The 19,618-nt window shown below is 61.0% G+C and carries 14 protein-coding genes and 3 pseudogenes; 9 read left to right on the top strand and 8 right to left on the bottom strand.

Annotated elements, in window-relative coordinates; translation table 11 throughout:
• The first annotated feature begins 125 nt into the window (after positions 1 to 125).
• On the top strand, positions 126 to 476 hold the full coding sequence (locus tag WN982_RS09100) for a winged helix-turn-helix domain-containing protein (RefSeq protein ID WP_341315369.1): 351 nt from the start codon (positions 126 to 128) through the stop codon (positions 474 to 476).
• Between the two features lie 819 nt (positions 477 to 1,295).
• Here the strand turns inward: WN982_RS09100 and WN982_RS09095 are convergent.
• The gene (locus WN982_RS09095) at positions 1,296 to 2,417 is read right to left on the bottom strand and encodes a porin (protein ID WP_341315368.1); all 1,122 of its coding nucleotides are present in this window, start codon (positions 2,415 to 2,417) and stop codon (positions 1,296 to 1,298) included.
• A 976-nt stretch (positions 2,418 to 3,393) separates the two neighbouring features.
• Here WN982_RS09095 and WN982_RS09090 point away from each other — a divergent pair.
• Positions 3,394 to 3,624, top strand: a pseudogene (locus tag WN982_RS09090) (cytochrome d ubiquinol oxidase subunit II); the annotation flags it as partial.
• Between the two features lie 74 nt (positions 3,625 to 3,698).
• On the opposite strand, the gene WN982_RS09085 reads toward WN982_RS09090, so the two are convergent.
• On the bottom strand, positions 3,699 to 4,910 hold the full coding sequence (locus WN982_RS09085; RefSeq protein WP_341315367.1) for a cyclopropane-fatty-acyl-phospholipid synthase family protein: 1,212 nt from the start codon (positions 4,908 to 4,910) through the stop codon (positions 3,699 to 3,701).
• Positions 4,911 to 5,362: 452 nt separating this feature from the next.
• On the opposite strand from WN982_RS09085, the gene fumC reads away from it, so the two are divergent.
• A complete protein-coding gene (gene fumC / locus WN982_RS09080; RefSeq protein WP_341315366.1) occupies positions 5,363 to 6,769 on the top strand; it encodes a class II fumarate hydratase in 1,407 nt (468 codons plus the stop codon).
• A gap of 71 nt (positions 6,770 to 6,840) precedes the next feature.
• Entirely contained in the window at positions 6,841 to 8,553 is a 1,713-nt protein-coding gene (locus WN982_RS09075) for an NAD-dependent malic enzyme (protein WP_341315365.1), read from the top strand.
• A 236-nt stretch (positions 8,554 to 8,789) separates the two neighbouring features.
• Here WN982_RS09075 and WN982_RS09070 read toward each other — a convergent pair whose 3' ends face one another.
• The 5 genes from WN982_RS09070 to sdhC are packed head-to-tail and all read right to left on the bottom strand — an operon-like array spanning position 8,790 to position 12,359.
• The gene (locus WN982_RS09070; RefSeq protein WP_341315364.1) at positions 8,790 to 9,062 is read right to left on the bottom strand and encodes a succinate dehydrogenase assembly factor 2; all 273 of its coding nucleotides are present in this window, start codon (positions 9,060 to 9,062) and stop codon (positions 8,790 to 8,792) included.
• Position 9,063: 1 nt separating this feature from the next.
• Positions 9,064 to 9,768, bottom strand: coding sequence for a succinate dehydrogenase iron-sulfur subunit (locus WN982_RS09065; RefSeq protein WP_341315363.1), 705 nt, complete (start codon positions 9,766 to 9,768; stop codon positions 9,064 to 9,066).
• Between the two features lie 24 nt (positions 9,769 to 9,792).
• Positions 9,793 to 11,568 (bottom strand): succinate dehydrogenase flavoprotein subunit, encoded by a 1,776-nt coding sequence (gene sdhA / locus WN982_RS09060; RefSeq protein ID WP_341315362.1) that lies wholly within the window; start codon positions 11,566 to 11,568, stop codon positions 9,793 to 9,795.
• Between the two features lie 3 nt (positions 11,569 to 11,571).
• Complete coding sequence (gene sdhD, locus WN982_RS09055; protein WP_341315361.1) at positions 11,572 to 11,940, bottom strand: succinate dehydrogenase, hydrophobic membrane anchor protein; 369 nt, start codon at positions 11,938 to 11,940, stop codon at positions 11,572 to 11,574.
• Between the two features lie 2 nt (positions 11,941 to 11,942).
• Positions 11,943 to 12,359, bottom strand: a complete 417-nt coding sequence (gene sdhC, locus WN982_RS09050; protein ID WP_341315750.1) for a succinate dehydrogenase, cytochrome b556 subunit — start codon at positions 12,357 to 12,359, stop codon at positions 11,943 to 11,945.
• Between the two features lie 533 nt (positions 12,360 to 12,892).
• Here sdhC and poxB point away from each other — a divergent pair.
• A complete protein-coding gene (gene poxB, locus WN982_RS09045; RefSeq protein ID WP_341315360.1) occupies positions 12,893 to 14,614 on the top strand; it encodes a ubiquinone-dependent pyruvate dehydrogenase in 1,722 nt (573 codons plus the stop codon).
• 51 nt (positions 14,615 to 14,665) lie between these two features.
• Positions 14,666 to 15,085 carry an MFS transporter gene (locus WN982_RS09040; protein WP_341315359.1) on the top strand — a complete coding sequence of 140 codons (420 nt, stop codon included), beginning with the start codon at positions 14,666 to 14,668 and terminating at the stop codon, positions 15,083 to 15,085.
• 99 nt (positions 15,086 to 15,184) lie between these two features.
• Here WN982_RS09040 and WN982_RS09035 read toward each other — a convergent pair.
• Positions 15,185 to 16,657: pseudogene (locus WN982_RS09035) on the bottom strand (family 2A encapsulin nanocompartment cargo protein cysteine desulfurase); the annotation flags it as partial.
• Between the two features lie 235 nt (positions 16,658 to 16,892).
• Between WN982_RS09035 and WN982_RS09030 the strand changes: the two are divergent.
• The 3 genes and pseudogenes from WN982_RS09030 (at position 16,893) to WN982_RS09020 (ending at position 19,597) form a co-directional block, all read left to right on the top strand.
• A pseudogene (locus WN982_RS09030) lies at positions 16,893 to 17,936 on the top strand (aliphatic sulfonate ABC transporter substrate-binding protein).
• 33 nt (positions 17,937 to 17,969) lie between these two features.
• Positions 17,970 to 18,833 (top strand): ABC transporter permease, encoded by an 864-nt coding sequence (locus WN982_RS09025; RefSeq protein ID WP_341315749.1) that lies wholly within the window; start codon positions 17,970 to 17,972, stop codon positions 18,831 to 18,833.
• Positions 18,833 to 19,597, top strand: a complete 765-nt coding sequence (locus WN982_RS09020) for an ABC transporter ATP-binding protein (protein WP_341315358.1) — start codon at positions 18,833 to 18,835, stop codon at positions 19,595 to 19,597. The genes WN982_RS09025 and WN982_RS09020 overlap by 1 nt, the downstream gene beginning before the upstream one ends.
• Positions 19,598 to 19,618: the final 21 nt, after the last annotated feature.

Here is a 19,618-nt window from a genome sequence, read left to right as displayed (position 1 = left end):
ATCGAAACCAGGTAGGACACTGAAGCGACCACGGCTCGATGACTTTAACGCTGCTATCGGAGTCGCTGGCCTGCGCAAATTGCTGTCCAAATACAGCGGTCTCAACCAAATGAATATTTAACGCCATGATTCGCATTGGAAACCTGACTGTACTCCCGGACCGACGAGAGGTACTCGTCGACGGCGCCCCTGTCGAACTCTCTTACAGAGCGATGGAAGTGTTGCTCATCCTTATCGAAGCAAACGGCGCGCTGGTGACAAAGGACGAGCTTATGGACCGCGTGTGGCCGACCACTATAGTCGAAGACAACAACCTTTATGTGCACATTTGCAGGATTCGCAAAGTGATGGACGAGCATCGAAAGTTGCTCATATGTGCGCCTGGGCGCGGCTATCGTCTGTTACGGCCGGTCCAGCCGACACACGCCGCCTCGACTTTCGTCGCGCGGACTGACGCGAGGCAGGCTGCACGATAGTCGGTTCTCTTCAAGCGCGCAACGGGTCGGGCGCGACACGTCTCTGACAGGAATTTTTCGAAACGCTGTCGCCAGCGGTGCCCAGGTGCGCGTAGAGCCGGTACCAGTTCTACGCTGGCTCCTGTTGGATCGCCTCCAGTCGGGAAGTCGTAGACTCTTGAAACCCGTTCCGGCGCATTGCCCGCGAGGAGCGCATAGTGCTCGACGGTCGTCACGGGACGCATCGCTGTTGACGTTCATCCAGGCAAGTAGCGGGTACCCGGTCACCATCCGAACTTCGCCTCGACGCCCACATAATCCGCATTGCGCGCCCCTAGCGCGCGGCCAGATGCTGACGGGTTCGCTGCCGTTTGCGGCGTCCGAGCCAATGGAGTGGGTCCATTGCCATATTGTGCGCGTAAGCCCGTTCCGCCGAGCAGGCGGACTGAGCGCGTTGCGACCCAAGTTTCGCATATCGTAATGAAGCTACTAGCCGTTGCAGGCTAGTCCTGCCGATAGCGAACTGAAAGGAGCCGGTAGCAGGTGACCGGCAAAAGTCGCCCCGGATGCATTATTTGGCGCCCACCTCCTGTTGGGGAATCATTCCAAGCGGATCCAGGAAAACGTTTCCCCATTTCGTACGTCCATGCCGACTGGCGCGAAATCGGATCCGCGGACCTCTACCTGATTTCTGAGGGGTCGAGCGTACCGCGTTGCGCTCTTAAAAGTCCTTGAGCCCGACCTGAAAAACTCCTAAATGGTTTGCCGGGCCTCGCGCACATGATTCCAGAAGCGCTTACGACACCCCCTCCTGCTTATCAAGTGCAGACAACCGCAAGATCAAAATTTCATTTGCAAGCCGAAGCGCGCAAGGGTTTGCGAGCGGTTGCTCGCCGCGCCGTCCGGCTGGTTCAAACCGTTGATCCATGCCTGGGTGATGGCGGCGTCGCCGCTTGCGCGCTGATAGATGGCTTCGACATACGCTGTCGTCCGCTTCGAAAAGCTGTATTGCAGCGCAGTGGTGATCTGCTGTGCCTTGTTGTTCTTCAACACGTCATTGCCTTTCATATATTCGTAGTCGAGACCCAACGCCCACGGCCCGGAAATGCTCCAGAAGACGCCGGTCTTATACACGTCGATCTTCGCGCCGCTCGCGGTGTTTTTTGTGTTCGTATACAAGATCATCGCGAGAACGCTCGCAAACCTGTAGTGCGCACCAAAGCCAAAATTCCGGATGCCGTCGTGGCCGCTGCCCAACTGCGGATATTTCACTTCCACGTAGGCCGCGCCCAATCCGATCGGCCCATTCACGTAGTTCACGCCGAAGCTCATCGTCGAGTCCGACGAAAACGATCCCGGCACGCCGCCGAATCCGTATAGCGCCCCAAAGGTGAGGCCCGCGATTTCCGGGCTGCGGTACTTGACCGCATTCGGCACGCGCGTGGCGCCCGCCATCCGGTCGAAATCGAACGAGCCGGTCGGGTTGGCCGGCACACCCAGCGTGGCGAACGGGCCCTGGCGGAAATCGTAGAGACCACCGAACAGGAACGCACCGTCATACTGGCCGAGCGTCAGCGTTTCGAACATGAAGTCGTACTGGTTGCCGAAGGTAAGCGAACCGAGCCGGTCGTTTGCCAATCCGACAAACGCCGTGCGGTTGAAGATCTGCCCTGCGCCGGGCATGGTTGCACCGCTGCCCAGATCGAATTGCGACGTGAGTTCGAACACGGCCTTGGTGCCGCCGCCCAGTTCCTCGCTGCCCTTGAAGCTCAGCACGTCCGGCGACAGGATCCCGCTATCGAACAAGGTCGCGGCGCCGCCATGCTGATTGTTCACGTAAGTCACGCCTCCATCGATGACGCCCTGCAACGTCACGCCGCTCTGAGCGAGTGCACTTGCGGGCACCGCCAGTGCTAGCGTGCAACTCACGATCGCGATGCCCGTCGAGGTTTCCCTTTTCATGTCTGCCCCGTCATACTTCGCTCCTATGCGGTTTGCGCCGACGCTTGCGGTACATGCCGACACCTTAACGATCGTCATTCGTTGCTTGAGAAAAGGCGTGGTGCGGCCCCTCCGGTGTTATCGGCTAGTCGTGCCACTGCGCACCTGGAATCAGTCCGCAAAAACCTGCGCGATAGTAGTCGGGGGCGAGCCGTTCGAGCACGTCCGGTTAGTGGATGAGATCAGTCGACGTTGCTTCGGCAAGGCAAGCGTCCACGGAAACAAGATATAACGTTGTGCCCGGCCGAGACACTGCATGTTTATGTAACCCAGGGCACGTCCAGGTGCGTGGCCCCGTTGCTCAACAAGCGTCGAGCGCCAATAGCCTCGTCGGACTGATTCCAGATTCATGTAATAGCCATCCTTTGACCGGCGAACTATTATCAGGAACACGGCACAACGAAACGTTCAAATCAGTCGCTACGGCCTGGTGATTACACTGCGGACCTCGATGTGACCACGGGCCGGATGAAAGTCCACTGGGCAATTCACGGTAATCGATTCACCAACTCATCCTAAAGAGTTGGCATGGCTTAAGAAGCACAAACTCCGCTTTCCTTGCCGCGTGTACCGCTACTACCGCGTATGCGGCATCGGCGCGGGGAGTGGCCTATGGGTCCGCCGTATACCGTCGTACAGAATGCACAGGGCGAATCTGCGCTCCACATTTTGGTCCTCACTGTTCGTCAGGCGACGCTCGGGGGTCGATGCCGACTCACGCATTAATCGCTGATAACTATGAAACGGCGTGCGCCGGCTGCCGCTTGTCCGTCGAAAGGCTCTTATGTTCAACGGTTTGATCAACGTCAGTATGCTATCGCGCGGCGCGTTGCAGCTTGCACCGATCTTCATCGCGGGGCTCCTGACCGGAAATCCGATCTGGTTCCGAGTCGAGATCGTCGCTATATCGGCTTTCATTGCGGCGGAACGGTCGCGCCTCGCGCCGCTGGCCCTCTTCATCGTGTCGTTCGTCGGTCTCGCGGTGAGCCTGTTCCCGGACTTCGTGCCCGGCAAGCTGGGCATCGTCGAAGCCGCTTCCGACTCGCGGACGCTCGCGTTCATGCTCGCCGGTATCGGGCTGATCTTTCCCGTGATGATCGGCTACAACCTGTACCAGTACTACATCTTTCGCGGCAAGGTGGTGGGCGAAGCAAGTGCGGGCGATTGATCCGCGCCGCCATTGCACATCACATCACTCATAGGGCCGTCATGTCGGCTCTGAGTAGAGAACGGCGGTCTCTGCTACCTGCCGGCGTACATGTACTGCCGCGACCACGGCAGCGTCTTCGCACTGCGTCCGGCTTTGCGGCACACCACCTGGTAGATCGAGACGTCGTCGTTTTCGAACGCGTATGCGCAGCCGGCGAGATACACGCGCCAGATGCGGAATTTTTCGTCGTCGACCAGCTTGCGGGCTTCTTCCGCATGCGTTTCGAAGTTTTCCGCCCAGATGTTCAGCGTGTGCGCATAGTGACGGCGCAGGCTTTCGACGTCAACCGCTTCGAGGCCGCCGCGCTGCATCGCTTCGAGCGCAAGGCTGATATGCGGCAACTCGCCGTCCGGGAACACGTAGCGGTCGATGAATTCGCCACCGCCGAGCGCGGTTTCGCCGCTCTCCGCATCGCTCGACGTGATGCCGTGATTCATCGCGATGCCGTCGTCCACCAGCAGATCGCGGATCTTCTCGAAGTAGCCCGGCAGGTTTTTGCGGCCGACGTGCTCGAACATCCCGACGCTGGTGATGCGGTCGAATTGCCCTCCGACGTCGCGATAATCCTGCAGACGGATCTCGATCCTGTCTTCGAGGCCCGCGGCTTTCACGCGCGCAGTGGCGAGGTCGAACTGGTTCTGCGACAGCGTCACGCCGACGCACTTCGCACCGAACTTCGTTGCCGCGCGCAGCACGAGCGCACCCCAGCCGCAGCCGATATCGAGCAGGCGCTGTCCGGGCTGCAACTGGATCTTGGTGAGGATGTGGTCGATTTTCTTGATCTGCGTGGTGGCGAGATCTTCGTCGCCATTCTCGAAGTACGCGCACGAGTACACCATGTTCTCGTCGAGCCACAGCTTGTAGAACTCGTTCGAGACGTCGTAGTGATACTGGATCGCCTTCTTGTCCGACGACTTCGAGTGATTGAAGTAGCGCCGCACGCGCGCCAGCTTGCTTGCGCTGGTGACCGTGTTGCGTGCGAGCTGATAGCTGATGTTGATGATGTCCGACAGCTTGCCTTCGATGTCGATCTTGCCCTTCACGTACGCCTCGCCCAGATTGTCGAGGCTCGGTTCTAGCAGGTAAGGCAGCGCCGTAGCGCTCTTCACGTGCAGCGTGACCTGAGGCGCGGCAAACTGCCCGAAGTCATGTTGCTGGCCGTCCCACAGCACAAGGCGCGCCGGCAGGTTCGCCCTGGTTTTGACGTCTTCCACCCACTGCGCCAGCTTCTTGTCCCAAAACATTCGTGTACCTCGCAAAAGGCGGATTCCGTTTGCCTCACCGGACCTGGTCACACCAGAGCCGGTCGGCCCGTTTCAATGATGACGTGCCCCAGATTGCTTTGATGATAGTTAGCAAGACCAATGACGTCTATTACATGAATCTGGACTCAATCCAGCGAGGTTATTGGCGCTCAACGCTTGTTGAGCAACGAGGACAGGCACCTGGACGTGCCCGGGTTACATGAATATGCAATGCCTCGGCTGAGCGCAACGTTATATGTTGTTTGTGTGGGCGCTTGATCTGTCTTTCAACGCGCGGCGACCTCTAATAGAGGCGCCTTCATGTTCCGGGGCGAAAGCCTGTTCATATTCCCGGCGATGCTCGCTTACGCAGGCGATCAGCTACCGTGTGTTCGGCGGCAAGGTCCGGCGCGCTGCCGGCTACCGGCCGCGCCAAATTCAGGAGGGTCGACATGACCGAAGTTCGCATCGAAACCGACAGCCTCGGCGAAGTGCGTGTCCCCGCAGACAAGCTCTGGGGGGCCCAGACCCAGCGGTCCCTCGCGCATTTCAGCATCGGTCGGGACCTCATGCCGCGCGAGATGATCGCGGCGTACGCCACGCTGAAGAAAGCCGCAGCCCACGCGAACCACGCGGGCGGGCGGCTCGACGCCGGGATCCACGGACTCATCGTTCAGGTGTGCGACGAGATCCTGGCCGGCCAGCATCACGACATGTTCCCGCTCCACGTCTGGATGACCGGCAGCGGCACACAGTTCAACATGAACATGAATGAGGTGATCTCGAACCGCTGCTGCCAGCTCGCCGGCACCGCCGTCGGCAGCAAGGCACCGGTCCATCCGAACGATCACGTCAACATGTCGCAGTCGTCGAATGACAGTTTTCCATCGGCGATGTACATCGCAGCGGCGGTCGGCGTGAAGCAGCGGCTAATCCCGGCCGTCATGGCGCTTCATGACGCGATCGCGGCCAAGGCGGCCGAATGGCAGGACATCGTCAAGATCGGCCGCACCCACATGCAGGATGCGACACCCCTGACCTTGGGCCAGGAATGGTCGGGCTATGCCGGCATGCTCGCAGAGGGTCTGGAGCATTTCGACGACGCGCTGAAGAGCGTCTATCGCCTGGCGCTCGGCGGCACGGCAGTCGGCACCGGCATCAATGCCGCCCCAGGGTTTGCAGAGGCCGCCACGGTCGAGATCGCGAAGCTGACCGGCCTGCCGTTCGTGAGCGCGCCCAACAAGTTTACGGTGCAGGGTGCGCACGACGCGCTCATCCAGCTCTCGGGCACGCTCCGGACGCTAGCCGCCTCACTCTACAAGATCGGCAACGACGTCCGGCTGCTGGCCTGCGGCCCGCGCGCCGGCTTCGCCGAACTGCTGATCCCGGAGAACGAGCCAGGCTCATCGATCATGCCCGGCAAGGTGAACCCGACCCAGGCCGAGGCGTTGACGATGCTGGCGGTCCAGGTCATGGCGAACGACGTGGCCGTTGGCTTCGGCGGCGCCGGCGGCTATCTGGAGATGAATGTCTATAAGCCGCTGATGATCGCGAATATCACCCAGTCGGTGACCCTGCTGACCGACGGCTGCACCAACTTCCGCAAGTTCCTCATAGAAGGCACGCAGCCGAACCGCAAGAAGATCGCCGAATACGTCGAGCGCTCGCTGATGCTGGTAACGGCGCTCGCGCCGCTCATCGGCTACGACAAGGCGTCGAAGATCGCCCATCACGCGATGGAGCAGGATTTGACGCTGAAGGAGGCGGCCCTCTCTCTCGGCTTTGTCAGTGAGGCGGAATTCGACCGCGTAGTCGACCCGGCGAAGATGGTCAAGCCCTACGTGGCAACCGTGGGTTGATCCTTTGAATCTTTCGCAGATTCGATGGCGACGGCCGGCCGCGGTCGCCATCGGATGGCCTGAACGCGGCTATGAAGGAATATCCGATGATTAAATCAACTGATCTCGTTGCACCGGTCGAAACCGACCTGACAGGATTCGACCTGATCAACACGCCAATGCTCAACAAGGGCACGGCTTTCACCGATGAGGAACGCTGTACGTTTCGTCTGCACGGATTGCTGCCGCCGCATGTCGGCACGCTCGAAGAGCAGGTCGAGCGCCGGCTGAAGGTGCTGCGCGCCTTCGAGACCGACTTCGAGCGCTACGCATTCCTGCGCGAGCTGCAGGACAGCGACGAAACGCTGTTCTACGCGCTTATCGCCAGCAATCTCGAAGAGACGCTGCCACTGGTCTATACGCCGACCGTTGGCGAAGGCTGCCAGCGCTTCAGCGAAATCTGGCACAAGCCACGCGGCGTCTTCATCAGCTACCCGAACATGCACCGCATTCGCGAGATACTGTCCGACGCCCGCTTCGATCGGGTGCGCATCATCGTTGTCAGCGATGGGGAACGAATCCTGGGGCTCGGTGATCAGGGCGCCGGCGGCATGGGCATCTCGATCGGCAAACTGTCGCTCTATACGGCCTGTGCCGGCATCCATCCGGACGAGACGCTGCCGGTCCTGCTCGATGTCGGGACGAACAACCAGGAACGCCTTAACGACCCGCTCTATGTGGGCTGGCAGCACGAGCGCATACGCGGCGACGAGTACGATGCCTTCATCGAAGAGTTCGTCGCGGCCGTGTCGGAGCGCTGGCCCGACGTGTTGCTTCATTGGGAGGATTTCGCCGGTTCGAACGCTGCCCGCCTCCTCGAGCGCTATCGCGATCGGCTGTGCACCTTCAACGATGATATCCAGGGCACCGCCGCCATCGCGACCAGCTCGCTACTTGCCGCCATCAATGTCACCGGCGTTCCGCTGACGGCACAGCGCATCGCCGTGCTCGGCGCCGGATCGGCAGGATGCGGCATCGCCTCCCTGCTGCTCCAGGCGATGATCGATGCCGGTGCCGACGAGGTCGAGGCGCGCCAGCGCTTTTTCCTCGTCGACCGCAACGGGCTGCTTGTGGAGGGCATGCCGGACATCATGCCGGCGCAGAAACCATTCCTTCAGAAACCGGAGGCGGTCGTCGGCTGGAAGCGAGAGACGCCGAACGCAATCGGCCTGCTCGATGTGGTATCCAATGCCCATCCGACGGTGCTGATCGGGGTTTCGGGGCAGGCCGGTGCATTCACTGAGTCTGTCGTTCGCACCATGGCGCGTCACGCCGAGCGGCCGGTCGTCTTCCCGCTGTCCAATCCGACCTCACGCAGCGAAGCGACACCGGAGCAGCTCATGGCCTGGAGCGAGGGGCGCGCGCTCATCGGCACGGGAAGTCCCTTCCCGCCGCTTCATTGGAACGGGAGCACACGGAAGGTCAATCAGACCAACAATTCCTACGTCTTTCCAGGCGTTGGGCTGGGTGTCCTCGCCGCCGGCGCGCGCCGGATCACCGATGCGATGTTCATGGTCGCCGGAAAGACCGTGGCCGCCATGTCGCCCACGGTCAGGGACAAGGAAGGGCTGCTCCTCCCGCCTGTTACCGACTTGCGCAGGGTCGCGGTGGCCGTCGCGAAGGCCGTCGCCCGTCAGGCGCAGGCCGAAGGCGTCGCGGAGCCTTGCGATGAGGCCACCCTCGACGCCCGCGTCGCGGCGCGCGTCTGGGAGCCACGCTATCGGCCTTATCGGAAGCGCGGTTGAAAACCGGGCCTGCGCGGCACATCGGACGTCGCGCGGGTCCAATGCGTCTCACGGACCGGTCCGGCTGCGCGAGGGAGATCAGAACGCTCCGTATTAACGGACTAACGGACGTGCGCTGCGGAGAATGGTGCTCGAGAAGTTCGCGTTCGATCAATACATATTGCGATCGAACGTCCGCCACTTGTCCTGCACCTGGGAAGAGCCACGATTACGCGTTGGAAAGCCGCATAAGCCGTTCAAACACCACGTAACGCGTCCACCAGGCGAATAACTTCCCGCCGGGCCAAGTCGCCTTCCGGTTCTTTGCGGCCGAGAAGCAAGTCAAGCAGGTCGTTATCGCCCAGCTCGAAGAGGCGCGTCAGTGCAGCTACGTCGTCATCGCTGAGGCTGTCCTCGTAACGGTTGAAAAAGCGCTCAAAAATGAGGTCGTTTTCGAGCAGACCGCGCCGGGCGCGCCAGCGAAGGCGCGCGCGGCGCAGTGGATCGGACTGATGTGAGATCTCGTACATGTCAAACCTTTCGGCGGACCATGAGTTCCTTGATCTTGCCGATCGCCTTCGTTGGATTGAGCCCTTTCGGGCACACGTCGACGCAGTTCATGACCGTATGGCAACGGAACAGACGGTACGGGTCTTCGAGGTTGTCGAGCCGCTCGCCCGTCGCCTGATCGCGGCTGTCCGCGATAAAGCGATAGGCCTGCAAGAGCCCTGCCGGCCCGACGAACTTGTCCGGATTCCACCAGAAGCTCGGACACGACGTCGAGCAGCTCGCACACAAAATGCACTCGTACACGCCGTCGAGCTCGTCACGCTCTTCGGGCGGCTGCAGACGTTCCTTCTCGGGCGGCGGCGTATCGTTGATGAGGTACGGTTTGATCGAGTGGTACTGGTTGAAAAAATGCGTCATGTCGACAATCAGGTCGCGGATCACAGGCAGGCCTGGCAGCGGACGAAGGACGATCTTCTGCGGAAGGTCGTTCAGGTTTGTCAGGCACGCCAGACCATTCTTGCCGTTGATGTTCATCGCATCGGACCCGCACACGCCCTCTCGGCATGAGCGGCGGAACGCAAAGGTTTCGTCGATCGACTTCAGCTTGACGATCGCATCGAGCAGCATGCGCTCGTGCGAGTCGATTTCGATCTCATACGTTTGCATGCGCGGCGCCGCATCCTTGTCAGGGTCGTAGCGGTAGATTTCAAATGTACGCTTTGCCATTTCTGAATTCCTTTGACTTGTGCCTTAGAACGTCCGGGGTTTCGGCGGAACCGGGTCGACGGTCAGCGGCTTCATATGCACCGGCTTGTAGTCGAGGCGGTCGCCAACGCTAAACCACAGCGTATGGCGCAGCCAGTTTTTATCGTCCCGTTCCTTGTAGTCGCCCGGTGCATGAGCGCCGCGGCTTTCCTTTCGCGCTGAGGCCGAGACCATCGTGGCGCGCGCTACTTCGATCATGTTCGCCAGTTCCAGTGCTTCGACGCGCGCGGTGTTGAACACCTTCGACTTGTCTTTCAGGTGGACGTGTCCTACGCGTTCCTTCAGTCGCGCCAGCATCTTGACGCCTTCGTCCATCAATTCTTGCGTGCGGAATACGCCCGCATGCTTTTGCATCGCCGAACGGATGTCGCCCGCGATCGCTTGCGTGTATTCGCCCGACGAAGACTTCTCGAGCTTGTCAAGACGCGACAGCGCGAAATCGGCGGCGTCGGCCGGCAGCGGTTTGTGCTCCTTGATTTCCTTCACGTGCCTGATGATGTGGTTACCGGCTGCGCGGCCGAACACCACCAGGTCGAGCAGCGAGTTCGTGCCCAGGCGGTTCGCGCCGTGGACCGACACGCACGAGCATTCGCCCACGGCGTAGAAACCGTTGACCGGCTCTTCGTGGCCCTTCGCCGTACCGACAACCTGGCCGTGCATGTTCGTTGGGATGCCGCCCATCTGATAGTGGATGGTCGGTACGACCGGGATCGGCTCCTTGATGGGATCGACATTCGCAAACCTTATTGCGATCTCGCGGATCGACGGCAGACGCTTCATGATCGTCTCGGCGCCGATGTGCGACAGGTCCAGCAGAATGTGGTCCTTGTTTGGGCCCACGCCGCGGCCTTCATTGATCTCCTGGCCCATCGAACGCGAGACGAAATCGCGCGGCGCGAGGTCCTTCAGCGTCGGCGCATAGCGCTCCATGAAACGATCGCCGTCCGCGTTGCGCAAGACGCCGCCTTCGCCGCGCACGCCTTCGGTAATCAGCACGCCGGCGCCGGCCACGCCCGTCGGGTGGAATTGCCAGAATTCCATGTCTTGCAAGGCGAAGCCGGCACGCGCTGCCATGCCGAGGCCGTCACCGGTGTTGATGAACGCGTTAGTTGTAGCGGCGAAAATACGTCCTGCCCCACCCGTTGCAAACAACGTGCACTTGCCTTCGAGAATGTAGACGTCGCCGGTTTCCATTTCCAGCGCGGTCACGCCGAGCACGTCGCCGTCTGCGTCGCGGATCAGGTCAAGCGCCATCCATTCGACGAAGAATTGCGTCCTGGCAGCCACGTTTTGCTGATACAGCGTATGCAGCAACGCGTGGCCGGTACGGTCAGCCGCCGCGCATGCGCGTTGCACCGGCTTTTCGCCGTAGTTCGCGGTATGGCCGCCGAACGGACGTTGATAAATCGTGCCGTCCGCGTTGCGGTCGAACGGCATGCCCATGTGTTCCAGTTCATAGACGGCGTTCGGCGCTTCGCGGCACATGAACTCGATCGCGTCCTGATCGCCGAGCCAGTCCGAGCCCTTGATGGTGTCGTAAAAGTGATAGTGCCAGTTGTCCTCGCTCATGTTGCCGAGCGATGCGCCGATGCCGCCCTGGGCAGCCACCGTATGCGAGCGCGTGGGGAACACCTTGGACAGCACGCAAACCGATAGACCAGCGCGCGCAAGTTGGAGCGAAGCACGCAGCCCCGATCCGCCGGCGCCGACGATGACCACGTCAAACTTGCGACGCGGCAGAGAATTCTTGATCGCAACCATGCTTTACACTCTCCAGAGAATCTGCACGGCATAGCCCGCACACGCGAGCAGCCAGACGACCGTCAGCGCTTCGAGAAAAAGACGTACGCCGACGGGCTTCACGTAGTCCATCCAGATGTCGCGGATACCAACCCACGCGTGATAGAAAAGCGAAACTAACGCGACGAATGTCACAAGCTTCATCCACTGCCTGGAGAAGATCGACGCCCAGCCTTGATAGGAGAAATCGTGTGCGCCGAAGAACCAGGCGAGCAGAATGATCGTGTAAACCGCCATGATTGTGGCGCTCACGCGTTGCGCAAGCCAGTCGCGCGAGCCGTAATGTGCACCGACGACGAGACGCTTCGGGCCGATATGATTACTTTCTGCCATTTTTAGAACGCTCCGAATAGTTTGAGCGCGAAAGCGATCGTGAGGATGAGCGACACGACAAGAACGGCCATCGCTGTACTTCTGCCGCCTTGCTTCGTTACCGCCTTGTGATTCGTATCCATCACAAGGAAGCGGATGCCCGCGCAGAAGTGATGGAGGAAAGCCCATGCGAGCACGAGCACGATGATCTTGACGATGACGTTGGAAAGGACCGCCTTGAAAACCCCGAAGCTCGTTTCAGAAGTGAGGCTCTGCTCGAAGAGGTACAGCAGGAACGGCAAGAAGACAAACAACAACACACCGCTGACACGATGCAAGATCGATGTGCGCCCAGCAAGAGGCAGGCGATACACGAACAAAATCTGCCCCAATCCGATATTTTTGAATTCCCGCCTGGGCTTCGTTAAGATTTCAGCCATGCTCGACCCCTTCTCTAATGCATCGGTGATTAAGGCGCACTGCAACATCAACTGGCCCCCAAAGTCACGTTAAGCGTTGCTAATCGCGAAGCAACTAGCATGACAACGCGCCTCATTCGTCCCGGTACGCAGTTCGCGATGCGCGGCGTCAGATCGCATTTGTGCATCGAGACGTCGCGGAGATACGAGCTTTTCGGCCAGCTGTTCCGGCGCTTTGATCAAGCGTCCACAGACACAACATATGACGTTGTGCTCGGCCGGGACATTGCATATTTATGTAATCAGAGGCAGATCCAGGTGCCTGGCCTCGTTGCTCAACAAGCGTCGAGCGCCAATAGCCTCGCCGGGCTGATGCCAGATTCATGTAATAGCCGTCCTTTGCCCCGCCAACTATTATCAAGAACATGGCGCAACGAAACGTTCAATTCAGTCACTACGGCTTGGTGATTGCACTGCACTCACTCGGGATATGTCTTTGAGTCTCTCGAAAAGCATCCGGCTTGCCGTAGTTGCTTAATCAATGGAGATGCGAAATGGCAACGATAGCTGCCGACTACATGGTGGGTGCACTAGTAAATGCCGGAGTGAAGCGTGTGTTCGGTGTGGTGGGGGATTCGCTCAATGGATTCACGGACTCCCTGCGCCGGGATGGTTCGATTGAATGGGTTCACATGCGGCATGAGGAAAGCGCGGCTTTCGCCGCTGGCGCCGAGGCTCATCTCACAGGGCAACTCGCAGTCTGCTGCGGAAGCTGCGGTCCGGGGAATCTGCATCTTATCAACGGCTTGTTCGACTGCCATCGGAACGGCGTTCCTGTTCTCGCTATCGCCGCGCATATCCCGAGTACGGAAATCGGCATCGACTATTTTCAGGCTACCCGCCCCGAAGTGCTGTTCAAGGAATGTAGTCACTACGTCGAACTCGTCCACAGTCCTGACCAACTACCGCAAATCCTGGGCCGTGCCATCCGGACGGCAGTTGCGCGCAAAGGCGTCGCTGTTGTCGTCATACCTGGAAATGTGGCACTCGGGCCTCTCGCAAAACCTGTGCCGAACTGGAGCGCGCCTTCCGCTCCGGTGATTCGCCCATCTAACGACGACGTCGCGGAACTCGCACGTCTGTTGAACGGGTCGTCGCGAGTGACATTGCTTTGTGGTGCGGGTTGCAAGGATTCCCACACGGAAGTCGTAGAACTCGCCCGCAAGCTACAAGCGCCAATCGTGCACTCGCTGCGAGGAAAGGAGTACATCGAATACGATAACCCGTTCGATGTGGGAATGACGGGCCTCATCGGGTTCGCCTCCGGTTATTCCGCGATGAAGAGTTGCGACATGCTCCTGATGTTGGGTACCGACTTCCCTTATCGACAGTTCTACCCGGAGGGCGTAACCATCGCGCAAGTCGATACGAGGGCCGAAGCGCTCGGCAATCGATGCCCGATAGAGCTCGGCGTATTGGGAACAGTCAAGGATACGCTCAATGAACTTCTTCCAATGATTCAGGAGAAAGCGGACGGCAGCTTCCTGAATCGCGCGCTCGACGACTATCGCAAGGCTCGCAAGAGTCTGGACGCGCTGGCGGAACCAGAAGCGGGCAGCAGCACCATCCATCCGCAGTACGTAACCCGGCTCGTCAGCGAACTCGCGGACGAGGACGCCATCTTCTCCTGCGACGTCGGCACCCCTGTCGCATGGGCGGCCAGATATCTGAAGATGAACGGCAAACGACGCCTGGTTGGTTCGTTCAACCATGGCTCGATGGCCAACTCGCTGTTGCACTCGATTGGCGCGCAGGCCGCTTTCAGGGACCGACAGGTGATTTCGATGTCAGGTGACGGCGGCTTCACCATGATGATGGGTGAGTTTTTGACGCTGATTCAAACAGGTTTGCCGGTCAAAGTCGTCGTGCTCAACAATGGAACGCTCGGCTTCGTAGAAATGGAGATGAAGGCCACTGGGTTCCTTGATACGGGATGTGACCTGAAAAATCCGAACTTCGCCGCGATGGCCAATGCGATCGGAATCAAAGGCGTGCGCGTCGAGCACCCTGCGGAGCTGGAAGGAGCCCTACGCGAAGCATTCGCCCATCCGGGTCCGGCTCTCGTCGACGTGGTGAGCGCACGCCAGGAACTCGTGATGCCTCCTGCGACCACCGTTGACCAGACTTACCACTTTGGACTGTTTATGCTTCGTGCCGTCATGGACGGTCGAGGCCAGCAGCTCATCGACCTCGCGAAGGTCAATCTGTTCCGGTAGTGCAGTCCGCGAGTGTGCAGGGACCGTTATCTAAACAATGGAACTCGAACCATGTCCAGCAAGGTCGCAAGCACGATAAATATTCCATCAGACCGCGGGCCCATACACATGGGTTTCGTCGTCGCCTGGCTTTTTTGTGCCGCGTTCTACTTCATGCAGTACATGCTGCGTTCCGCGCCGGGCGTGATGATTCCCGAGTTGAGTGCGGCGTTCTCCCGCGATGCGCTGGGCGTGGGCGCGCTCGTCGGCCTGTACTACTACACCTATGCGCTGTTCTCGATCGTTGTCGGCGCGTTGCTCGATCGGCTCGGCGGCAAAGCCGTCATTCCGGCCGGCATTGTTCTCGTTGCCGTCGGGGCGGCACTGTTCGGCCTCGGCAGCGTGGAGGCCGCCCAGATCGGCCGCCTGCTGCAAGGCGCGGGTTCGGCGTGCGGGTTCATCGGCGCGGGGCGATTCGACAGTCCGCCTTGATTCAGCACATCGAAAAATTTTTTGCGGGGTCACGTGTGGTGCGCGACTGACGGCAGGCGGCGACCGTAGTGGGCCGTCGCCTGTCGTCATCGCTTATCGTCAACGCCGCGAAGACAGCCGCCGCACCACCGACACCAGCGCATCGACTTCATCGCAGGTGTTATAGAACGCGAGGGACGGCCTCACCGTTGCTTCGACACCGAAGCGCCGCAAGATCGGCTGCGCGCAATGATGGCCCGAACGCACGGCGATGCCCTCTTCGTTCAGCGCCTGCCCCACTTCCTCGGTCTCGTAGCCCTTCAACACGAACGACAGCACACTGGCCTTGTCGCGCGCTGTGCCGATCAGCCGCACACCCGGCACCGGTTGCAGCACGCTCGTCGCATATGCGAGCAGATCGTGTTCATAGCGCGCGATATTCTCGATGCCCACCCGCTGCACGTAATCGATCGCCGCGCCCAGACCAACCGCGTCGGCGATATTCCCCGTGCCGGCTTCGAAGCGATTCGGCGGCGGCTGGAATACGGTGCGCTCGAAGGTCACGTCCGCGATCATGTTGCCGCCACCTTGCCACGGCGGCATGTCTTCCAGGATCGCGCGCTTGCCGTAGACCACGCCGATGCCGGTCGGGCCGAACACCTTGTGGCCCGAGAACACGAAGAAGTCCGCGTCGAGCGCCTGCACGTCCACCCGCATATGCGACACCGACTGCGCGCCGTCGACCAGCGCCTTCGCCCCCGCGCGATGCGCCAGCTCGACGATCTCCTTGACCGGCACGACCGTTCCCAGCGCGTTCGACACCTGCGTGACGGAAACGATCTTCGTCCGGTCGTTGAGAAGCCGCCGGTATTCGTCGAGCAACACCTGGCCGTTGTCGTCAACCGGAATCACGCGCAGCTTCGCACCGGTTTGCGCGGCAAGCTGCTGCCACGGCACGATGTTCGCGTGATGCTCCAGATGCGAGACGATGATCTCGTCGCCTTCGCCGACGTTCTGCACACCCCACGTCGTCGCGATCAGGTTGATCGCTTCGGTGGTGCCGCGAACGAAGATGATTTCTTCCGGCGAGGCCGCGCCGATGAATCGCTGCACCTTGCTGCGCGCGGCTTCGTACGCGTCGGTCGCACGGCCGGCCAGCGCGTGCGCCGCCCGATGGATGTTCGAGTTTTCATGTGCGTAGAAATACGCCAGCCGATCGATCACCGCCTGCGGTTTGTGCGTGGTCGCGGCATTGTCGAACCACACCAACTTGCGGCCGTTGACTCGCTCCTGCAGAATCGGAAAGTCACGGCGAATCGCATTCACATCGAACGGCGGGTGGGCTGACGGCCCGGCATGCGGCACGTCGTCCGTCGCCCCGGACGCTTGCCCAGGGAAGCGCGACGGCTCGTTCAGATTCAGAAAATAGTGCAAGCCGCCGCCACGTTCCGCCGGCCGCGTGCCCGGCGCGGCGTACGAGGCCGCCGGCCGATCGTACGGGAAGCGTGGCTCGGCAAGTGGTTCGTCAACACCGGGCAGACCGAGCGATTGCGCGGTCACTTCGTTCCAGCCTGGCACGACGATATCCGGCGACGCTCCCGGCGCAGGCGCACCGGGCCTGGATTTCTAGAAACCAACCTACAGGCCCAACGCCAGACAGACCACGCACGCCGGCATGTCTTTCAACGGCATGCCGGCGTGCGTCGCTTATCCGTCATCACCGCCATAGCGCGGCATGTGCTTTAGTTGTGAGCTTTTATTGGTTCGCTTGCGCTCGCGCGTTGATTACATTGAACGGTCATAACGAAACAGTTTCAAGGACCATTCAATGACATTCTCCCGGGGGGCAGCGTTGAAGCCATTCGTTCAGAAGCCGCGCCGTCTGCTGGCCGGACTGGCCGCTTTTCTCGCGTTGGCAGCGGCCACTATTATCGTCCTCGCTCCCCACGCGGCGCAGGCTGCCCCGCCCGCCGAACTGAGACTCGACTACGCGTACTATTCGCCGGAAAGTCTGGTCATCAAGCGCAACGGCTGGCTCGAACAGGAACTCGCGCCGAATCATACGCAGGTCAAGTGGGTGCTGAGTCTCGGCAGCAACCGGGCGCTCGAATATCTGAACAGCGGCGCCATCGACATCGGCTCAACGGCAGGCCTCGCTGCGGTACTCGCAAAGGCGAACGGCAATCCAATTCGCGCCGTCTACATTTTTTCCCGGCCCGAATGGACGGCGCTGGTCGTGCGCAAAGACTCGCCAATCAAGACCCTCGCCGATCTGAAAGGCAAAAAGATCGCCGCAACCAAGGGCACCGACCCATTCCTCTTCACATTACGCGCGCTGCATACCGCCGGCCTGTCGCGCGACGACGTCGAGATCGTGAACCTGTAGCACCCGGACGGACGCGTCGCGCTGGCGAACGCTCAGGTGGATGCATGGGCCGGTCTCGATCCGCACATGGCTGCCGCGCAGATCGACGATGGCGCCCGCCTGCTTTACCGGAACGTCGACTTCAACACGTGGGGTTTCCTGAATGCTCGGCAAGATTTCATCAGCACGCATCCCGACACGCTGGCGCATGTGCTGAAGGTGTACGAGAAAGCACGGCTGTGGATCGCCGCCCATCCTGACGAGACGGCAAAAATCATCGCAGAGGAATCGAAGCTGTCGCTGCCGGTCGCCAGACTGCAACTGAGCCGCAACGATTTCGGTCAACCTCAGCCCGGTGAACGGCAATTAGCTGCGCTGAAAGCCGCCGCCCCCCTGCTCGTGCAGGAGCAACTGGTCAAACCCGGCACCGATCTGAACGCGGTGATCGACGCGTTGATCGACGTGAAGGCGGCCCAGCCGGTCATCGCAGCGAACAGCGGCAAGTAACGACAAATGAGCCGCGCAATCCGTCAGATCAACATGGCCGCCGACGATTCGCTCACGCTTCACGAGCGCGACTCGGCTGAACCGGTTCGCCGCGCCCCGGCGCGGCCGCGCGATCCGCTCAAGCGCTGGCGCATCGCCGGCCTGGCTTTGCCGTTCGGGTTTCTCGCCCTCATCGAAGTGCTGGTCCGCCTGTCGATCTTGCCGGAACATCTGGTGCCGGCGCCGAGTTCCATCGCGCGAACACTCTGGGAGCTGGGCGGCGCCCGCCTCGGCCGTCATATCGGGGCAAGCTGCGCGCGCGTCTTTGCCGGTTTCGGTCTCGGCGCCGCACTCGCGCTCCTGCTCGGCGCGGCGATGGGTCTGAGCCGGCGTCTCGATGCGCTGCTCGACCCGGCCTTTCAGGCGCTGCGCGCGATTCCGTCGCTTGCGTGGGTGCCGATTCTCCTGCTGTGGATGGGTATCGACGAAGCACCGAAAATCACGCTGATCGCGATCGGCGCGTTCTTTCCGGTGCAGCTCAGCGTCGTGGCGGGGATTCGCGACGTCGACAGAAAGCTGATCGAACTCGGTGAAGTCAATCGCCTGACTCAGCGTGCGCTTTTCACGCGCATCCTGTTGCCCGCCTCGTTTCCACAGATCTTCACCGGATTGCGCACGGGCTTGAGTCTCACGTGGATGTTCATGGTGGCGGCGGAACTGATCGCGGCCACCCGCGGACTCGGTTACCTGCTTAGCGATGGCCGCGAGACCGGACGTCCCGACCTCGTGTTCGGCGCGATCCTGTTGCTCGCGCTGCTGGGCAAACTCAGTGACAGCATTCTCAAAGCGATCGAGGTGCATACGCTGTCGTGGCGCGACACGGCAACCGATCAACTTTCTTCGCGGAGCACGCGCTGATGCGGCCGAACGCGTCGTCTCTGCTCGAGATCCGAGCAGTCAGCAAGGACTACGACGGGCGCACCGTCCTCGAGCGCGTGGCATTCGCTATCGCGCGCGGTGAAATCGTGAGTCTCGTCGGCCCGAGCGGCTGCGGCAAGAGCACACTGCTGCGCGCGATCGCGGGTCTCGATCGCGACTTCGATGGCGAGATCCTGCTCGACGGCGTGCCGCAACGCGGGCCGTCGGCGAGGGTCGGCGTGATCTTTCAGGAGCCTCGCCTGTTGCCATGGCTGAACGTCGGCGACAACGTCGCCTTCTCCGCCGGGCCGCAGCGGGGCAGCGATCCGCGCGTGGTGGAACTGCTCGGCGAGGTCGGTTTGGCCGGTCTGCTGGACGCATTGCCCAAGCAGCTATCCGGCGGTATGGCGCAGCGCGTCGCACTCGCGCGCGGCCTATTCCCACAGCCCGATCTATTGCTGCTCGACGAGCCGTTCAGCGCAGTCGATGCGATGACCCGGACGCGGCTGCAGGATTTGCTGCTATCGCTCACGCGAGCGCACGGCACCGCGGCGCTGCTCGTCACGCATGATCTGGACGAAGCACTTTATCTGTCTGATCGCGTGCTGCTGCTCGCGCCGTCCGGCAAGACCGGCGCGGGCCACCTCGCGCGGGACATCGAGATTGCCGCGCCACGGCCACGCGACCGGCGCAACGGAATGCTCACCTGCGTGCGGGACGAACTGCTGGACGGCATCGGCGCGTCGCTGCCGTCTGTTCAATGAAAAATAACACGCGCTTGACGG

The sequence above is a fragment of the Paraburkholderia sp. IMGN_8 genome, assembly GCF_038050405.1.
Classification (GTDB): Bacteria; Pseudomonadota; Gammaproteobacteria; order Burkholderiales; family Burkholderiaceae; genus Paraburkholderia.
The sequence above is the reverse complement of the archived record's forward strand: the minus strand, read 5'-3'. Positions and strand labels throughout refer to the sequence as shown.

Excerpts from the sequence above, each read along its gene's own strand:
- poxB (WP_341315360.1), top strand. The coding sequence starts at position 12,893 with ATGGCAACGATAGCTGCCGACTACATGGTGGGTGCACTAGTAAATGCC.
- sdhC (WP_341315750.1), bottom strand. The coding sequence starts at position 12,359 with ATGGCTGAAATCTTAACGAAGCCCAGGCGGGAATTCAAAAATATCGGA.
- WN982_RS09040 (WP_341315359.1), top strand. The coding sequence starts at position 14,666 with ATGTCCAGCAAGGTCGCAAGCACGATAAATATTCCATCAGACCGCGGG.
- WN982_RS09095 (WP_341315368.1), bottom strand. The coding sequence starts at position 2,417 with ATGAAAAGGGAAACCTCGACGGGCATCGCGATCGTGAGTTGCACGCTA.
- WN982_RS09025 (WP_341315749.1), top strand. The coding sequence starts at position 17,970 with ATGGCCGCCGACGATTCGCTCACGCTTCACGAGCGCGACTCGGCTGAA.
- WN982_RS09075 (WP_341315365.1), top strand. The coding sequence starts at position 6,841 with ATGAAGGAATATCCGATGATTAAATCAACTGATCTCGTTGCACCGGTC.
- sdhD (WP_341315361.1), bottom strand. The coding sequence starts at position 11,940 with ATGGCAGAAAGTAATCATATCGGCCCGAAGCGTCTCGTCGTCGGTGCA.
- fumC (WP_341315366.1), top strand. The coding sequence starts at position 5,363 with ATGACCGAAGTTCGCATCGAAACCGACAGCCTCGGCGAAGTGCGTGTC.
- sdhA (WP_341315362.1), bottom strand. The coding sequence starts at position 11,568 with ATGGTTGCGATCAAGAATTCTCTGCCGCGTCGCAAGTTTGACGTGGTC.
- WN982_RS09065 (WP_341315363.1), bottom strand. The coding sequence starts at position 9,768 with ATGGCAAAGCGTACATTTGAAATCTACCGCTACGACCCTGACAAGGAT.
- WN982_RS09085 (WP_341315367.1), bottom strand. The coding sequence starts at position 4,910 with ATGTTTTGGGACAAGAAGCTGGCGCAGTGGGTGGAAGACGTCAAAACC.
- WN982_RS09070 (WP_341315364.1), bottom strand. The coding sequence starts at position 9,062 with ATGTACGAGATCTCACATCAGTCCGATCCACTGCGCCGCGCGCGCCTT.
- WN982_RS09100 (WP_341315369.1), top strand. The coding sequence starts at position 126 with ATGATTCGCATTGGAAACCTGACTGTACTCCCGGACCGACGAGAGGTA.
- WN982_RS09020 (WP_341315358.1), top strand. The coding sequence starts at position 18,833 with ATGCGGCCGAACGCGTCGTCTCTGCTCGAGATCCGAGCAGTCAGCAAG.